We start from the raw sequence: 16,362 nt of genomic DNA, 5'->3' as shown, positions 1-16,362 counted from the left end.
TATCGCGTTATGTAAATAAACGTCTTTCTCATGAAAATAATTTTACAAAGCTATAGGTGCTATATCCAATTAACGTCGCAATAACAATGGCTGCGACAATGTATAACGCCAGGCGCCGTCCGCGATAAATACCAAACATGCTTCCTCCTCGTTTAGTGTTGGTTTAGAAATATTTTGTAAAAATCAACGCGTCGAAATAATTTTAATCAGTTTTGAATAACCGGGTAGTCAATATATTGCGGTAGATCAATTTAACCCGCAACACTTAAAAATGAATTATTTAAAGCCAGAAAGGAATTCCGGCTTCCGTCCACCGGATATTGAAGGAAAAATACCATGACCAAAAAAAATTTCTCGCAGAATATGCCACCCGCAGGCGGGCAGGCGTACCAGCAGACCGTAGAGCAGGTGCTTGCTCAGGCGCAGAGCCAGGCTAATGGCCTGGACCGTGCCGAGGCGCAGGCGCGTTTACAGAAGCATGGCCCGAACGCGCTGCCGGAGAAAAAAGGCAAGCCGGGCTGGCTGCGTTTTCTCGCGCATTTTAACGATGTCCTGATTTACGTCCTGCTGGCAGCCGCCGTATTAACGGCAGTAATGGGACACTGGGTTGATACGCTGGTTATTCTGGGCGTGGCGGTAATCAATGCCTTAATTGGCCACATTCAGGAAAGTAACGCGGAAAAATCCCTGAAGAGTATTCGCAATATGCTCTCCAGCGAGGCGCGCGTTATTCGTAACGGCAACCATGAAACTATCCCGACGACGGAAATCGTCCCGGGCGATATTATTGTGTTGCGCGCAGGAGATCGTATACCGGCGGATATGCGCTTAATCGAAGCGCATAATTTACGCGTGGAAGAGGCAATTCTGACCGGTGAATCCACCGTGGTGGATAAACACACGAACCCGATGAACGGCGAATTACCGCTGGGCGACCGCACGAACCTGGTCTTTTCCGGTACGACGGTAAGCGCGGGCGGCGGCGTTGGCGTGGTCATTGCCACGGGCCAGGAGACCGAACTCGGCCACATCAACCAGATGATGGCGGGCATTGAAAAACACCGCACCCCGCTGCTGGTGCAGATGGACAAGCTGGGCAAAGCGATCTTCGCCATCATTCTGGCGATGATGGCCGCGCTGTTTGTCTTCAGCCTGGTGTTCCGCGAGATCCCGATGGGCGAGCTGCTGCTCTCCCTGATTAGCCTGGCGGTAGCCTCCGTACCGGAAGGTCTGCCAGCGATTATCTCCATTATCCTCTCCCTGGGTGTGCAGGCGATGGCGCGCAAGCGGGCGATTATCCGCAAGCTGCCGACGGTTGAAACCCTGGGCGCGATGACCGTGGTCTGCTCGGATAAAACCGGCACCCTGACCATGAACGAGATGACGGTGAAAGCCATCATCACCGCCGACACCTGCTATCGCGTGGACGGCAACAGCTACGAGCCGGTGGGCAACATCTACCTCGAAGGCAGCGACGAGCCGGTGCAGATCCAGCCGGGCACCGTGCTGGAGCAGTACCTGCGCACCATCGACCTGTGTAACGACAGCCAGCTGATTCAGGACGAGCGTGGCCTGTGGGGCATCACCGGCGGGCCAACCGAGGGCGCGCTGAAGGTGCTGGCGGCCAAGGCCCACCTCGAGCCGGTCGTGACCACGCTGGTTAACAAGATCCCGTTCGACTCTCAGTACAAGTACATGAGCACCCACTACCAGATTGGCAGTGAGGAGCAGATTTTGATTACCGGCGCGCCGGACGTGATTTTCGCCCTGTGTGAGCAGCAGCAGACCCGCAACGGTGCGCAAGCCTTTGACCGCGCGTACTGGGAAACGGAGATGGAGCGCTATGCGCGTCAGGGGCTGCGCATGGTCGCCGCGGCGTTCAAGCCAGCGAACGGCGAGCAGGCATTAACTCACGACGACCTGAGCCACGGTCTGATCTTCCTCGGCATTGCCGGGATGATGGATCCGCCGCGTCCGGAAGCGATTGAGGCGATTAACGCCTGCCAGCAGGCGGGGATCCGCGTGAAGATGATCACCGGGGATCACCCACAGACGGCGATGAGCATCGGCCAGATGCTGGGGATCACCAACAGCGAGCAGGCGGTTACCGGCTACCAGCTGGAGAAGATGGACGACGCCGAGCTGGCGGAAGCGGCGGTGAAGTATGACATCTTCGCCCGTACCAGCCCGGAGCATAAGCTGCGCCTGGTGAAAGCGTTGCAGGACAAAGGCGAAATCGTCGGCATGACCGGTGACGGCGTGAACGATGCCCCGGCGCTGCGCCAGGCGGACGTGGGTATCGCGATGGGCATCAAAGGCACGGAAGTGACCAAAGAGGCGGCGGACATGGTCCTGACGGACGATAACTTCGCCACCATCGCCAGCGCGGTAAAAGAGGGGCGTCGCGTTTACGACAACCTGAAGAAGACCATCCTGTTCATCATGCCGACCAACCTGGCGCAGGGGCTATTGATTGTGATTGCGCTGCTGGCGGGGAACATCATTCCGCTGACGCCAGTGCTGATCCTGTGGATGAACATGGCGACCTCCGCCACGCTCTCCTTCGGCCTGGCCTTCGAGGCCGCCGAGCGCAACATTATGCGCCGCCCGCCGCGTCAGACTGGGCAGCACGTGATGGACGCCTACGCCGTCTGGCGCGTGGCCTTCGTCGGCACCATGATTGCCATCGCCGCCTTTGCGCTGGAAGCCTGGCTGGCCCCGCGCGGCCACAGCGCGGAGTTCATCCGCACCGTGCTGTTGCAGATGCTGGTCTGCGCCCAGTGGGTATACATGATTAACTGCCGCAATACCGACGGGTTCTCCCTGAACCGCGGCCTGCTGGCGAACAAAGGGATCTGGCTGGTAACGGGCGTACTGTTCCTGCTCCAGGCGGCGATTATCTACCTGCCGTTTATGCAGATGCTGTTCGGCACCGAAGCGCTGCCGCTGCGCTACTGGTTCGTGACGCTGGCGGTGGCGGGCGTGATGTTCTTCGTCGTCGAAATCGAGAAGCGACTGACCCGCAGGTTCCGTAAGGCTGCATAACCTTTTGCCCTCACCCTAACCCTCTCCCACAGGGAGAGGGAACTCTGACCTCCCTCTCCCTGTGGGAGAGGGCCGGGGTGAGGGAAAACAACGCCGAGGTACTCCCATGAAATTCCCACTCCTGTTCGCGCTCCTCGCCTGCACCCTGCCACCCGCATTCGCCGCGGCCATTCCCGTGCGTGTCGCCACCGTGGAGCAGACCGCCCACGCCGCCGAGCGTCAGATCCCGGGTCGCATTGAAGCTATCCACACCGTTGAACTGCGCGCCCGCACGGAAGGCGTCATCACCAGAATCCACTTCCGCGACGGGCAGTACGTGAAAAAAGGCGACGTGTTGTTCGAACTGGACGACGCCGAGCCGCGCGCCGCCCTGCGTCTGGCGCAGGCCGAAGTGAGAAGCGCCGAAGCCACGCTGCGTCAGGCGCAGCAGCAGCTGTCACGCTTCGAAAGCCTGGGCAGCAGCAACGCCATCAGCCGCCACGACGTGGACAACGCCCGCATGCAGCGCGACGTAGCGAGCGCCGCGCTGGAGCAGGCGAAAGCCCGGCTCGACACCCGCAGCGTCACCCTCAACTACACGCGCATTACCTCACCGATTGACGGGCGCGTGGGGCACAGCAACTTTCACGTCGGCAGCCTGGTGAATCCTGCCAGCGGTGTGCTGGTGGAGGTGGTGCAGCTCGATCCCATCCGCATCGCCTTTGCGCTGGAAGAGGGCACGTTTGCCACTAAAGCCGGACAGCATGCGGATATCAGCGCCATGAAGCAGGCCTGGCAGGCGCTGATTGACAGCAACGGCCAGCGCATCAGCGGGGAACTCACCTCCGTGGACAACCGCATCGACCCGCGCACCGCCAGCGTGATGCTGCGCGCCGAGTTCGCCAACCCGCGCCATCAGCTGCTGCCCGGCGGCAACGTGAACGTCTACCTGCGTCCGTCAAGTGAGCAACCAGTGCTGACTCTGCCCGCCGCTGCCGTACAGCAGAATGGCCACGGATTCTTCGCATGGGTGGTTAACGCCGAGGATAAAGCCGAAATGCGTCCGCTGAAGGTCGCCGGACAGATCGGCCAGCAGTTCCAGATTGCCTCCGGCCTGAAGCCCGGTGAGCGAGCGATTACTGACGGTGCGCAGCGCGTGCAGCCAGGCGTTGCCGTCCAGATACTGAATTAAGGAGCCATCATGCTGACGTTTTTCATCAAACGCCCGCGCTTTGCGATGGTGATTGCGCTGGTCATCACCCTGCTGGGGGCCATCGCGCTGAGGATTATTCCGGTGGAGCAGTACCCGCAGATCACCCCGCCGGTCGTGAATGTGTCAGCGTCATGGCCGGGCGCCAGCTCGGCTGACGTGGCGGAGGCCATCGCCACGCCGCTGGAAACCCAGCTGAACGGGGTGGATCATATGCTCTATATGGAGTCCACCAGTTCGGACGAGGGTAGCTATAGCCTGAACATTACCTTTGCGGCAGGCACCGACCCGGATCTCGCCGCCATCGACGTGCAGAACCGCGTGGCGCAGGCCGTGGCGCAGCTGCCGACCGAGGCGCAGCAAAACGGCGTGCAGGTGCGCAAGCGCGCCACCAACCTGATGATGGGGGTAAGCCTTTACTCACCGAACAACACCCACACGCCGCTGTTCGTCAGCAACTACGCCAGCACCCAGGTGCGCGAGGCGCTGTCGCGTCTGCCGGGCGTCGGGCAGGTACAGATGTTTGGCGCACGGGACTACAGCATGCGCATCTGGCTGCGCCCGGACCGCATGAACGCCCTGAACGTGACCAGCGATGACGTGGCGCAGGCGCTGCGCGAGCAGAACGTGCAGGGGGCGGCAGGCCAGGTCGGCACGCCGCCGGTGTTTAACGGCCAGCAGCAGACCCTGACCATTAACGGGCTGGGGCGCTTAAATCAGGCCGACGACTTTGCCAACATCATTATCCGCGCCGGGGAGATGGGGCAGCTGGTGCGCCTGAAGGACGTCGCCACCATCGAGCTTGGCTCGCGCAGCTACAGCTCTGGCGCGCAGCTGAACGGGCACGACTCCGCCTACCTCGGCATCTACCCGACGCCGTCCGCTAACGCCCTGCGCGTGGCCGATGCGGTGCGCGCGGAGCTGGAAAGGTTATCCACGCGCTTCCCGGACGATCTGGTCTATGAAGTCAAATTCGACACCACCTCGTTTGTGGCCGCCACCATCAAAGAGATTGGCGTCTCGCTGGCGCTGACGATGCTGGCGGTGGTGGTCGTGGTGTCCCTGTTCCTGCAAAGCTGGCGCGCGACGCTGATTGTTGCCCTTGCCATTCCGGTGTCGCTGGTGGGCACCTTCGCGGTGCTCTATACGCTCGGCTACTCCGCCAATACGCTGAGCCTGTTCGCTATCATTCTGGCGCTGACCATGGTGGTGGATGACGCCATCGTGGTGGTGGAGAGCGTCGAAACGCTGATGGCGGAAGGGCAGAGCCGTACGGCGGCGACCGCGCTGGCGCTGCGCCAGATTGCCGGGCCAGTGATTGCCACCACGCTGGTGCTGCTGGCGGTGTTTGTGCCGGTGGCGCTCCTGCCGGGGATTGTCGGCGAGCTGTACCGCCAGTTCGCGGTGACGCTCTCGACTGCCGTCACGCTCTCAAGCCTGGTGGCGTTGACTCTTACGCCCGCCCTGTGCGCGCTGTTGCTGCGCCCGCGACCGGAGAAACCTGCGGCACTCTATCGCGCCTTTAACCACGGGCTGGACGCCACGCGCGGTTTCTACACCCGCATCGTGAACGTTTTAAACCTGCGCCCGTGGCTGGCGCTGCTGGCCACCGCGGGTGCGGCGGCGGTGGTGGTATTCAGCTTCATGTCGATGCCAAAGGGCTTCCTGCCGCAGGAGGATCAGGGCTACTTCTTCGCCAGCGTCCAGCTGCCGGAGGCAGCCTCGCTGGAGCGCACCGAAGCGGTGATGACCACCGCGCGCGAGCTGATCGCTAAAAACCCGGCGGTAGAAGACGTGATTCAGGTCTCCGGGTTTAACATCCTCAACGGCACCAGCGCATCGAACGGCGGGTTTATCTCCATCATGCTCAAAGACTGGAGCGAGCGTCCGCCGCTGGATGAGGTGATGGGCACCCTTCAGCGCCAGCTGCTGGCCCTGCCGGAAGCCACCATCATGACCTTTGCGCCGCCGACGCTGCCGGGGCTGGGCAACGCCTCCGGCTTCGACCTGCGCATTCAGGCGCAGGCGGGGCAAAGTCCGGCGGAGCTGGAGCGCGTGACGCGTGAGGTGCTGGCGAAAGCCAACCAGAACCCGCAGCTGAGCCGCGTGTTCACCACCTGGAGCAGCAACGTGCCGCAGATGACGCTCACCGTTGACCGTGAGCGCGCGGCCCGCCTCGACGTGCCGGTGTCACGCATCTTCAGCAGCCTGCAAACCGCCTTTGGCGGCACGCGCGCCGGGGATTTCAGCGTCAACAACCGCGTCTACCACGTAGTGATGCAGAACGAGATGCAGTGGCGCGAGCGCGCGGAGCAAATCAGCGAGCTGTTCGTGCGCAGCAACAGCGGCGAGCGGGTGCGTCTGAGCAACCTCATCACCATCACGCCGACCGTCGGCGCGCCATTTATACAGCAGTACAACCAGTTCCCGTCGGTATCGGTGAGCGGCTCGGCAGCGGAAGGGGTGAGCAGCAGCACCGCAATGGCGGCGATGGGCGAGATTCTGGCGGAAAACCTGCCAGCCGGGTACGACTACGCCTGGAGCGGCATGTCGTATCAGGAGCAGCAGACCGGCAATCAGGCGATATGGATCGTGCTGGCGGCGGTGGTGATGGCGTGGCTGTTCCTCGTCGCCCAGTACGAGAGCTGGACGCTGCCGGCGAGCGTGATGCTCTCGGTGCTGTTCGCCATCGGCGGGGCGCTGGTCTGGCTGTGGCTGGCGGGCTACGCCAACGACGTGTATGTGCAGATAGGTCTGGTGCTACTGATAGCCCTCGCCGCCAAGAACGCAATTCTTATCGTGGAGTTTGCCCGCGCCCGGCGCATGGATGGAATGGCGATTATCGATGCCGCACGGGAGGGGGCATCGCGCCGCTTCCGCGCGGTAATGATGACCGCCGTGTCGTTCATTATCGGCGTCCTGCCGATGATGCTGGCGACCGGGGCGGGTGCCCAGAGCCGCCGCATCATCGGCACTACGGTGTTCAGCGGCATGCTGGTGGCGACCGTGGTGGGGATAGTGTTCATCCCGGCGCTGTTCGTGCTGTTCCAGCGCCTGCGCGAGTGGGGCCACGGCCTTATGGACTCGTCGCCCACAGCTCACAGTGCTTCTGCACCAGAGAAATCAGCGAGCCGCCATCGGCGATAAAGTCCCGCATGCGCTGCGCCTCGCTCTTGCCCTGCTTTAACAGCAGGGCAATCTCATTGATTGCGCTTGTCGCGCCGAGCTTCTCGGCCGACGGCGCAACCTGCTCGAGCAGCCAGGCGATATCTTCCGCCACGGTTTTGTGCTCGCCGGTATGTACGTCCGTCAGAATGCCTTCCAGCCCGTAGCGACAGGCCTGAAAACGGTTAAAGCGATAGAGCAGAAAATCCCGTTCCTGATGCTTATACGGCCGCGCGGTCAGCAGCCAGTGCGACGTCGCCTGAATAAGCCCGGCGATGTTAATGGCGTGGCTGAGCGTCAGCGGCGTATCCATCACCCGCACCTCGACGGTGCCGAAGTGCGGGCTGGGGCGGATGTCCCAGTGCAGATCCTTAATGCTGTCGATCATGCTGGTGGAGCTCAGGCGGCGGAACAGCCCCTCGAACTCCTGCCAGCTGTTGACCCACGGCATCTGACCGTTATCCGGGAAGCCCGAGAAGATGTTGAGACGCGATGAGGCGAACTTCGTGTCCGTGCCCTGCATATACGGTGATGCGGCGGCCAGGGCGATAAAGTGCGGCACAAAGCGCGACAGGCCGTGCAGCAGGTAAATGGCGTCGTCCCCGGTCCGACAGCCGACGTGTACGTGCTGGCCGAACACCGTCGCCTGCAAAATCAGATAGCCAAAGCGCTCCAGCGTGACGTTATAGCGCTCGTCGTCGCACACTTCCTGCCGCTGCCATTTCTGGAACGGATGCGTCCCACCGCCGCAGATCTGGATATGCTGATCTTCCGCCGCGCGCAGGATGCTCTGCTGCATCACTGAAAACTGCGCCGCTGCCTGGTCGATGGTCTGGCACACGCCGGTGGCGATTTCGAGCATGCTTTCGGTGATGTCGTGTTTGACTTCCCCCCCTTTGATGTCGTCTTTGACGGCGGCGATGAGGGCAGAGGAGTCCTGGCTCAGATCGTAACCCGGCGGGTTAACCACCTGGAGTTCGAGCTCAATGCCGAGGGTATAAGGTTCAGAGGATTTGAAGTCGGGTAAAGGCATGGCGCACTCCGTTGTCTGTTATGAGTTGAGTATAGACAATGGGCGTGGCGCGCTCTTTTCAGGGTGGTATAACTGATAGCAGGCTTAGCAAAAGGGGAGTGATCCATGTCTGACTATCCAACCATTGCGCTGACAGGACCCGGTGCGATTGGGACCACCATCGCCGCGGTGCTGCATGAAGCGGGCCGCACGCCGCTGCTGTGTGGGCGCACCGCGCATCCGGAACTGCGCCTGCGTCATGATGAGGGTGAAATTGTGGTGCCCGGTCCGGTACTCACCGATCCCAGCGTCATTACGCGCCCCGTTGACCTTGTTTTTTTTGCGGTCAAAACGACGCAAAATGCCGACAGCGCCGGGTGGCTGCGCGCTCTGTGCGATGAAAACACCGTGGTCTGCGCGCTGCAAAACGGCGTGGAGCAGAAAGCCCAGCTTGCGCCTTTGGTCAATGGCGCAACGGTGCTGCCCTCGGTGGTCTGGTTCCCTGCCCAGCGCGAGCCGGATGCCTCCGTCTGGCTGCGCGCCAAACCGCGCCTTACGCTGCCGGACGTGCCGCAGGCGCAGCGGGTGGTGGAGGCGCTTCGCGGCACGCGCTGTGACGTTGAGCTCTCGACAGATTTCACTACCGTCGCCTGGCGCAAGCTGCTGCAAAACGCGGTCGCCGGGCTGATGGTGCTGGCCAATCGCCGCGCCGGGATGTTCAGGCGCGAGGATATCAGCGAGCTGGCGCTGGCCTACCTGCGCGAGGGGCTTACCGTCGCCCGCGCCGAAGGGGCGAAGCTGGACGATGCGGTGGCGGAGGAGATCCTGGCGAACTTCCAGCGTGCGCCAGTGGATTTAGGCACGTCGATCCTTGCCGACCGTCAGGCGGATCGCCCGATGGAGTGGGACATACGCAACGGCGTGATCCAGCGCTATGGCCGCAGGCACGGGATTGCGGTGCCCGTCAGCGATGTGGTGGTGCCGCTGCTGGCGGCGGGGAGCGAAGGGCCGGGCTAACGGCCGCTGTTTTTCCGTTCGGCATAGTAATGGGCGGCCGTGCTGCCCATCGCTTTTCTAAACAAGGTGATAAACGCATTCATACCTGAGAGTGGCGGCGGGCCGATAGAGAGGAAGAGAGATGAATATGAATGTCCGCTCTGTGCCAGAAGCAGAAGTTGTTAACATTCCTATACAAGGGTAGAACTTTTAGGTGAACACTTCAAACCAAACTCTTAGCCACGTAATAATTTAAAACAAAACAATAAAATGAGAAGATATACAATTGGTGGCGTATTTTTAATTTTACATGTCTGCTGTTCATAAAGCCCTGATGGAGATTTACTATGAATGATAAGGATAAGGTCATGAGAGAGAAAACAAAGGATTTTTTGCTATCGTTAGGAGTTGTCGCGACTGGGCTGCTGCTTCTGGAGTTCAAGCATGTTTTTATCGCATTTTCAGTTTTGTTCATCTACAGCTTATATAAGCTGTACCCAGAAAGATATATGCTGGAAAAAATAATAAAAAGCACATTTTCTATTAAGTTTTATAATGTAGTGATATGGTTTATTTCATATGTATTGACGCTAAAAATGCTTAGTGTGATTTATGGTGTTGATGAGGAGTATTTGAAGTATTCCCCTGCCGTTGTTGCTATCCCTATTTCTATTTGTATTCTGTACTTCTTCTTGGTGCTTGTCGCCGGCATATCCAGTGCAGTAGGCATGATTACTGGTAACGTTGTTGGCTTCCTCCCCGAACGGGCAAAAGTTTATTATGAGCAATCAATCTTTGTCAGGTTTGTTACCATACTTCAATCTCTGGTGATTGTTGTAGCAATACCGTTCTTACTTGCCGCTATATCTTCAGGTTATGTCGCAAAGATAGCTATCTTGTCGGATGCGTCATTTGTATCTGATTGCGGAGTAAAGCAATGGGGGGTGATGTATCTAAGAAGAAACAACAATGAGTGCTATAGGTTTACTTTAAATAGGAATGTGTTTAGTGAACAGCCAGTGATTATGAATTCAAAAAAATAGAAAGGTGAGTTTCCCAGCCTTGGCTTTTACAGGTGAATCATGAGCAATAGAGTTGCGGGACAAATATATACGGTCCAACCAGACTCAGATATTAAAAAGTGATTCTACTCATCTTATTGCACATCATGAATCGCCACGGCTTCGGCAGCCAGCTTCCGCTCCTCGCTCTTAACGGACATTCAACAAACCACATTGCATTATGCATAAGGCCGAAATCCTGCTTTTTACCCCAGCAGAGCCCCGGCCTCCCATCACCCGCCTCAGTGCGCCGTTATATAAGGCTCCTTCACAAACTCCGCCAGCAGCCAGACCATATCATGCAGTAGCCCGGTGAGTTCTTTCGCCACGCTCACAGGCAACGTCCCGCCCATCACCGCCAGCGTTAACGCCTCGGCATAGTCCACCTGCAACGCCGTATCCTGCCAGCAGTCCGGCACACAGGAGGCGATCTTTTCCCCTGCGATCAGCTGTTCAACCAGATACGAAGGCAGTTCGGCATCGCAGCATTCCCGCAGCCGCTTCAGCGCTGCCAGCAGTTGCTTACAGAGCGTGGCAAATGTCACCGCATCGTCCGTTTCCACCAGTACGCTCACGTACGCCGCACAGGTGTCGGTTAGTTCAAAGAGATCCGCAGAATCGGGAAGTTGCAGGTGAAGAAGGTGATGAACAGCGCTTTCTTCAGCGTGTACGTATGAAAATCCAGGGGTAGTCGCCATTTAGCATCCTCGTTGTCCAAAAAAAATGTCATGTCATGCTAACGGGTTCCTACGCCCGGTTACGGATGTGCCGCAACGCAGGCACTTTAAAACCGCGAAGAAGGGATGAAAAGGGATGCCCCTGAATTACATAAGGTTGCTTGCAGGTTTGCGAGGCGGCTTCCAGAAGGGCATTGCCGGGTGGCGGCTACGCCTTACCCGGCCTACAAAACCCAAAGCCCCAACAGCGACACGAACCGTAGGCCCGCGCAAGCGCAGCGCCGCCGGGCACAGCCACACCGTAGCTACCCCTCGCTCATCATCGCCAGAAACCGCTTCACCGTCCGCGAACGCTCAAAGCGCCGCCAGCAGAGCGCGATATCGGTATAAAGCTCCGGTGAGCGCAGCGCATGGTAGGTGACATTCGGCGGAGAAATAGCGGCCATGGATTTCGGCACCAGCGCGAACCCGCCGCCAGCGGAGACCATGCTCAGGGAAGAGGAAAGTTGTGAAGATTGCAGCGTGTGTTGCATATCGATCCCGGCCCGCTCGCAGCTGCCGTAAACGCGGTCATACAGCCCCGGCGCGACCTCCTGGGGGAACAGCACCACCGGCGTATCCCGCAGCTCATCCAACGCCAGATCGCCACACGCCGCCAGGGGATGATCGCGATGCAGCGCCACCACCATCGGCTCCCGATCGAGGATTTTTAACTCAAACACCTTGCTGCTTTCGCACGGCAGGCGCACAAAGGCGATATCCAGCTCACCCTCCGCCAGCATCGTCGTCAGCGACGACATATTGGCTTCCACCTGGTGAACCTGCACCGCCATGTTCTGCACCTGAAACTGACGTATCAGCGCAAAAATTTTGGGATGAAAAGCATCTGAACTGGTGATGCCAATCGACAGGCTGCCGTTCAGCCCGCGCGCAATGCCCCGGGCTTTTTCCAGCGCGGCGTCGCTCAGCGCCAGGATCTTACAGGCGTCCTCATAGAAGGCTTCTCCCGCCTCGGTCAGCTCCACGCCCCGCGTCAGGCGCCTGAACAGCGGCGTGCCCACCTCCTCTTCGAGCCGTTTGATCTGCTGACTCAGAGGAGGCTGTGAAATACCCAGCGCTTTGGCCGCCCTGGTGAAGTGTCGCTCGCGTGCTACCGCGACAAAATAGCGCAGATAACGAAGTTCCATATCAAAAACGTCTCAAACCAGCATGGATTCTATATTGGAACTCTCTGCTGAATCGGGTCAACATTTATTTAACCTTTATAAATAAAGTTGAAGAGGACGGGCATGATGATGCATTCATCTGCATGCGACTGTGAGGCGAGTTTATGCGAGACCCTGCGTGGGTTCTCGGCTCAGCATCCTGACAGCGTGATCTATCAGACATCGCTAATGAGCGCCCTGCTAAGCGGCGTCTACGAAGGGGAGACGACCATCGCCGACCTGCTGGCACACGGTGATTTTGGTCTCGGTACCTTTAACGAGCTGGACGGTGAAATGATTGCCTTTAGCAGCCAGGTGTACCAGCTGCGCGCCGACGGCAGCGCCCGCGCCGCGAAGCCGGAGCAAAAAACGCCGTTCGCGGTGATGACCTGGTTCCAGCCGCAGTACCGCAAAGCCTTCGACGGGCCGGTCAGCCGTCAGCAGATCCACGACGTGATCGACCAGCAAATCCCTTCCGATAACCTGTTCTGTGCGCTGCGCATCGACGGCAATTTCCGCCACGCGCACACCCGCACCGTACCGCGCCAGACACCGCCGTACCGGGCGATGACCGACGTGCTGGATGACCAGCCGGTGTTCCGCTTTAACCAGCGCGAGGGCGTGCTGGTCGGGTTCCGCACCCCGCAGCATATGCAGGGCATTAACGTGGCGGGCTATCACGAACACTTTATCACCGACGACCGTCAGGGCGGGGGCCACCTGCTCGACTATCAGCTGGAGAACGGCGTGCTCACCTTCGGCGAAATCCACAAGCTGATGATTGACCTGCCCGCCGACAGCGCGTTTTTACAGGCCAACCTGCACCCCAGCAACCTTGATGCGGCTATCCGCGCCGTCGAAAACTAACAGGAGAACTACCGTGAACAGTGAGAAACAGTCACGTCAGTGGGCGCACGGCGCCGATATGGTTGTCGGCCAGCTGGAAGCGCAGGGTGTGAAGCAGGTGTTCGGCATACCGGGCGCAAAAATCGACAAGGTCTTTGACTCCCTGCTGGACTCCTCCATCGAGATTATCCCGGTGCGTCACGAGGCGAACGCGGCGTTTATGGCGGCAGCGGTAGGGCGGCTAACCGGTAAGGCCGGGGTCGCGCTGGTCACCTCCGGGCCGGGCTGCTCCAACCTGATCACCGGCATCGCCACCGCCAACAGCGAAGGTGACCCGGTGGTGGCGCTGGGCGGGGCGGTGAAGCGGGCAGATAAAGCGAAACTGGTGCACCAGAGCATGGATACCGTCGCCATGTTCAGCCCGGTCACCAAATACGCCGTCGAAGTTAATTCACCGGACGCGATTGCCGAGGTGGTGTCGAACGCGTTTCGCGCTGCCGAGCAGGGCAGGCCGGGCGGGGCGTTTGTCAGCCTGCCGCAGGATATTGTCGACCAGCCCACCACGGGGGCGATTTTACCCGCCAGCACCGCGGCGCTGATGGGCCCGGCGCCGGAGTCAGCCATCAACGACGTGGCGAAGCTTATCGCGAAGGCCAAAAACCCGGTCATCTTACTCGGCCTGATGGCCAGCCAGCCCGCCAACAGCGCCGCGCTGCATAAGCTGCTGGAGAGAAGCCGTATTCCGGTCACCAGCACCTATCAGGCCGCCGGGGCGGTGAATCAGGAACACTTCACCCGCTTCGCCGGACGCGTCGGACTCTTTAACAACCAGGCGGGCGACCGGCTGCTGCATCTGGCGGACCTGATTATCTGCATCGGCTACAGCCCGGTGGAATACGAGCCGTCCATGTGGAACAGCGGCGACGCGACGCTGGTGCACATTGACGTGCTGCCCGCTTATGAGGAGCGCAAGTATGTTCCCGATCTGGAACTGGTCGGGGATATTGCCGCCACGCTGAATCTGCTTGCCAGTCGAATCGAGCACAAACTTGAACTCAGCCAGCGCGCCTCGGAAATTCTTGTCGATCGCCAGCATCAGCGGGACCTCCTCGACCGTCGCGGCGCATCGCTTAACCAGTTTGCCCTGCATCCGCTGCGCATCGTGCGCGCCATGCAGGACATTGTGAACAACGACGTGACGCTCACCGTCGACATGGGCAGCTTCCATATCTGGATCGCCCGCTACCTCTACAGCTTCCGGGCGCGTCAGGTGATGATCTCCAACGGTCAGCAGACCATGGGCGTGGCGCTGCCGTGGGCGATTGGCGCGTGGCTGGTCAACCCTGGGCGCAAGGTGGTCTCGGTCTCCGGGGACGGCGGCTTTTTGCAGTCGAGCATGGAGCTGGAAACCGCCGTACGCCTCAACGCCAATGTGCTGCACATCATCTGGGTGGATAACGCCTACAACATGGTGGCCATCCAGGAAGAGAAAAAATACCAGAGGCTTTCCGGCGTCGAGTTCGGCCCGGTCGATTTCAAAGTCTATGCCGACGCGTTCGGTGCGAAAGGCTTTGCCGTCGAGAGCGCGGATGCGCTCGAACCGACGCTGCGTGCGGCAATGGATGTCGATGGCCCGGCCGTGGTGGCCATTCCCGTCGACTACAGCGATAACCCGCTGCTGATGGGCCAGCTCCATCTCAGCCAGATTTTGTGAATCAATATAAGGACAGAGAAATGCAAAAAGTGGCTCTCGTAACCGGCTCCGGCCAGGGGATTGGCAAAGCGATCGCGCTTCGCCTGGTGAAGGATGGTTTTGCCGTTGCTATTGCGGATTACAACGAAGAGACGGCGAAAGCGGTCGCGGATGAGATCAACCGTAACGGCGGGAAGGCCGTCGCCGTGAAGGTGGACGTCTCTGACCGCGAGCAGGTGTTCGCGGCGGTGGAAAAAGCCCGCACCGCGCTGGGCGGTTTTAACGTCATCGTCAATAACGCCGGGGTGGCGCCGTCCACGCCCATCGAATCCATCACGCCGGAGATTGTCGACAAGGTCTACAACATCAACGTGAAAGGGGTGATCTGGGGCATTCAGGCCGCGATTGACGCCTTTCGCAAAGAGGGGCACGGCGGCAAAATTATCAACGCCTGCTCCCAGGCGGGCCACACCGGTAACCCGGAGCTGGCCGTCTACAGTTCCAGTAAATTCGCGGTGCGCGGCTTAACCCAGACCGCCGCGCGGGATCTCGCGCCGCTGGGGATCACTGTTAACGCCTACTGCCCGGGGATCGTCAAAACGCCGATGTGGGCGGAAATCGACCGTCAGGTCTCCGAGGCGGCGGGTAAACCGCTTGGCTACGGGACGGAAACCTTTGCCAAACGCATCACGCTTGGCCGTTTGTCCGAACCGGAAGACGTGGCCGCCTGCGTCTCTTACCTCGCCGGGCCGGATTCCGACTACATGACCGGTCAGTCGCTGCTGATTGATGGTGGGATGGTGTTCAACTAAATACACAATACTAAAAAGCTCTGACATGAACTTTCCCCTGCTCCCGTGCAGGGGCTTTTTTTTGTCTCGTCAGCCATTGTGCATTACACTGCGCGCTGCAAAACTTTAGTCTTGAGATCTGACAGGCGGTAACAGCGATGAACGGTACAATCACAACGTGGTTTAAAGATAAAGGCTTTGGATTTATCAAAGATGAAAACGGCGACAACCGCTATTTTCATGTGATTAAGGTCGCCAACCCTGATCTGATTAAGAAAGATGCGGCGGTGACCTTCGAGCCAACCACCAACAGCAAAGGCCTTTCCGCGTATGCGGTGAAGGTGATCCCGGAGAGTAAGCATCTTTATATTGCGGGCGAGCGCGTGAAGCTCACCTCAATTAAATCCTTCGTGGTGTTCAGCGAGGAAGAGCCCGTTGAGACCAAAATCGACAAAGAGAATGCGGTGCTGTCGGTGGGGCTGCTGATGAACAGCATCAAACCCAAAACCGAGAAAAAGCCGGGCGAAATGCGCACGGTGAAGAAGCTGGCGATCACTACCTTCCAGAACACGACGCTGATCTTCACTGAAGATGAGATCGACATCGATGCCACGGTGAAGCTGCTGAAGTAACGTTTTGCCGGGTGGCGGCTACGCCTTACCCGGCCTACGAAATGCGTGCG

12 protein-coding genes are annotated in these 16,362 nt (G+C 59.3%); 9 read left to right on the top strand and 3 right to left on the bottom strand.

The annotated features are described in order from the left end of the window. Positions 1 to 336: 336 nt before the first annotated feature. The 3 genes from SK58_RS18220 (at position 337) to SK58_RS18210 (ending at position 7,381) form a co-directional block, all read left to right on the top strand. A complete protein-coding gene (locus SK58_RS18220; RefSeq protein ID WP_048220290.1) occupies positions 337 to 3,045 on the top strand; it encodes a cation-transporting P-type ATPase in 2,709 nt (902 codons plus the stop codon). A gap of 106 nt (positions 3,046 to 3,151) precedes the next feature. After that, positions 3,152 to 4,216, top strand: coding sequence for an efflux RND transporter periplasmic adaptor subunit (locus SK58_RS18215; RefSeq protein WP_017694366.1), 1,065 nt, complete (start codon positions 3,152 to 3,154; stop codon positions 4,214 to 4,216). 9 nt (positions 4,217 to 4,225) lie between these two features. Continuing rightward, positions 4,226 to 7,381, top strand: coding sequence for an efflux RND transporter permease subunit (locus tag SK58_RS18210; RefSeq protein ID WP_047746741.1), 3,156 nt, complete (start codon positions 4,226 to 4,228; stop codon positions 7,379 to 7,381). On the opposite strand, the gene SK58_RS18205 is transcribed toward SK58_RS18210, so the two are convergent. Then, on the bottom strand, positions 7,311 to 8,432 hold the full coding sequence (locus SK58_RS18205; RefSeq protein ID WP_015571201.1) for a YbdK family carboxylate-amine ligase: 1,122 nt from the start codon (positions 8,430 to 8,432) through the stop codon (positions 7,311 to 7,313). The genes SK58_RS18210 and SK58_RS18205 overlap by 71 nt on opposite strands. Positions 8,433 to 8,537: 105 nt before the next feature. Between SK58_RS18205 and SK58_RS18200 the strand changes: the two genes are divergently transcribed. Together SK58_RS18200 and SK58_RS18195 are read left to right on the top strand one after the other, a co-directional pair. Next, positions 8,538 to 9,428: an oxidoreductase gene (locus tag SK58_RS18200; protein WP_048220289.1), complete on the top strand. Its 891-nt coding sequence runs from the start codon at positions 8,538 to 8,540 to the stop codon at positions 9,426 to 9,428. Between the two features lie 326 nt (positions 9,429 to 9,754). Next, positions 9,755 to 10,450: a hypothetical protein gene (locus SK58_RS18195; protein ID WP_047746743.1), complete on the top strand. Its 696-nt coding sequence runs from the start codon at positions 9,755 to 9,757 to the stop codon at positions 10,448 to 10,450. 260 nt (positions 10,451 to 10,710) lie between these two features. On the opposite strand, the gene SK58_RS18190 is transcribed toward SK58_RS18195, so the two are convergent. Then, positions 10,711 to 11,166: a hypothetical protein gene (locus SK58_RS18190; protein ID WP_048220288.1), complete on the bottom strand. Its 456-nt coding sequence runs from the start codon at positions 11,164 to 11,166 to the stop codon at positions 10,711 to 10,713. A gap of 284 nt (positions 11,167 to 11,450) precedes the next feature. Beyond that, entirely contained in the window at positions 11,451 to 12,332 is an 882-nt protein-coding gene (locus SK58_RS18185) for a LysR family transcriptional regulator (RefSeq protein ID WP_003858850.1), read from the bottom strand. A gap of 105 nt (positions 12,333 to 12,437) precedes the next feature. On the opposite strand from SK58_RS18185, the gene budA reads away from it, so the two are divergent. The 4 genes from budA (at position 12,438) to SK58_RS18165 (ending at position 16,312) form a co-directional block, all read left to right on the top strand. Then, entirely contained in the window at positions 12,438 to 13,217 is a 780-nt protein-coding gene (budA, locus tag SK58_RS18180) for an acetolactate decarboxylase (RefSeq protein ID WP_026080550.1), read from the top strand. Between the two features lie 13 nt (positions 13,218 to 13,230). Continuing rightward, the gene (alsS, locus tag SK58_RS18175; protein ID WP_023296074.1) at positions 13,231 to 14,910 is read left to right on the top strand and encodes an acetolactate synthase AlsS; all 1,680 of its coding nucleotides are present in this window, start codon (positions 13,231 to 13,233) and stop codon (positions 14,908 to 14,910) included. Between the two features lie 20 nt (positions 14,911 to 14,930). Further along, positions 14,931 to 15,701 (top strand): (S)-acetoin forming diacetyl reductase, encoded by a 771-nt coding sequence (locus SK58_RS18170; protein ID WP_015571194.1) that lies wholly within the window; start codon positions 14,931 to 14,933, stop codon positions 15,699 to 15,701. 137 nt (positions 15,702 to 15,838) lie between these two features. Beyond that, positions 15,839 to 16,312, top strand: a complete 474-nt coding sequence (locus tag SK58_RS18165) for a cold-shock protein (RefSeq protein ID WP_015571193.1) — start codon at positions 15,839 to 15,841, stop codon at positions 16,310 to 16,312. Positions 16,313 to 16,362: the final 50 nt, after the last annotated feature.

Source organism: Enterobacter sp. BIDMC93 (genome assembly GCF_001037805.1).
GTDB lineage: Bacteria > Pseudomonadota > Gammaproteobacteria > Enterobacterales > Enterobacteriaceae > Enterobacter > Enterobacter hormaechei_C.
This window is presented reverse-complemented; position numbering and strand designations above follow the sequence as displayed.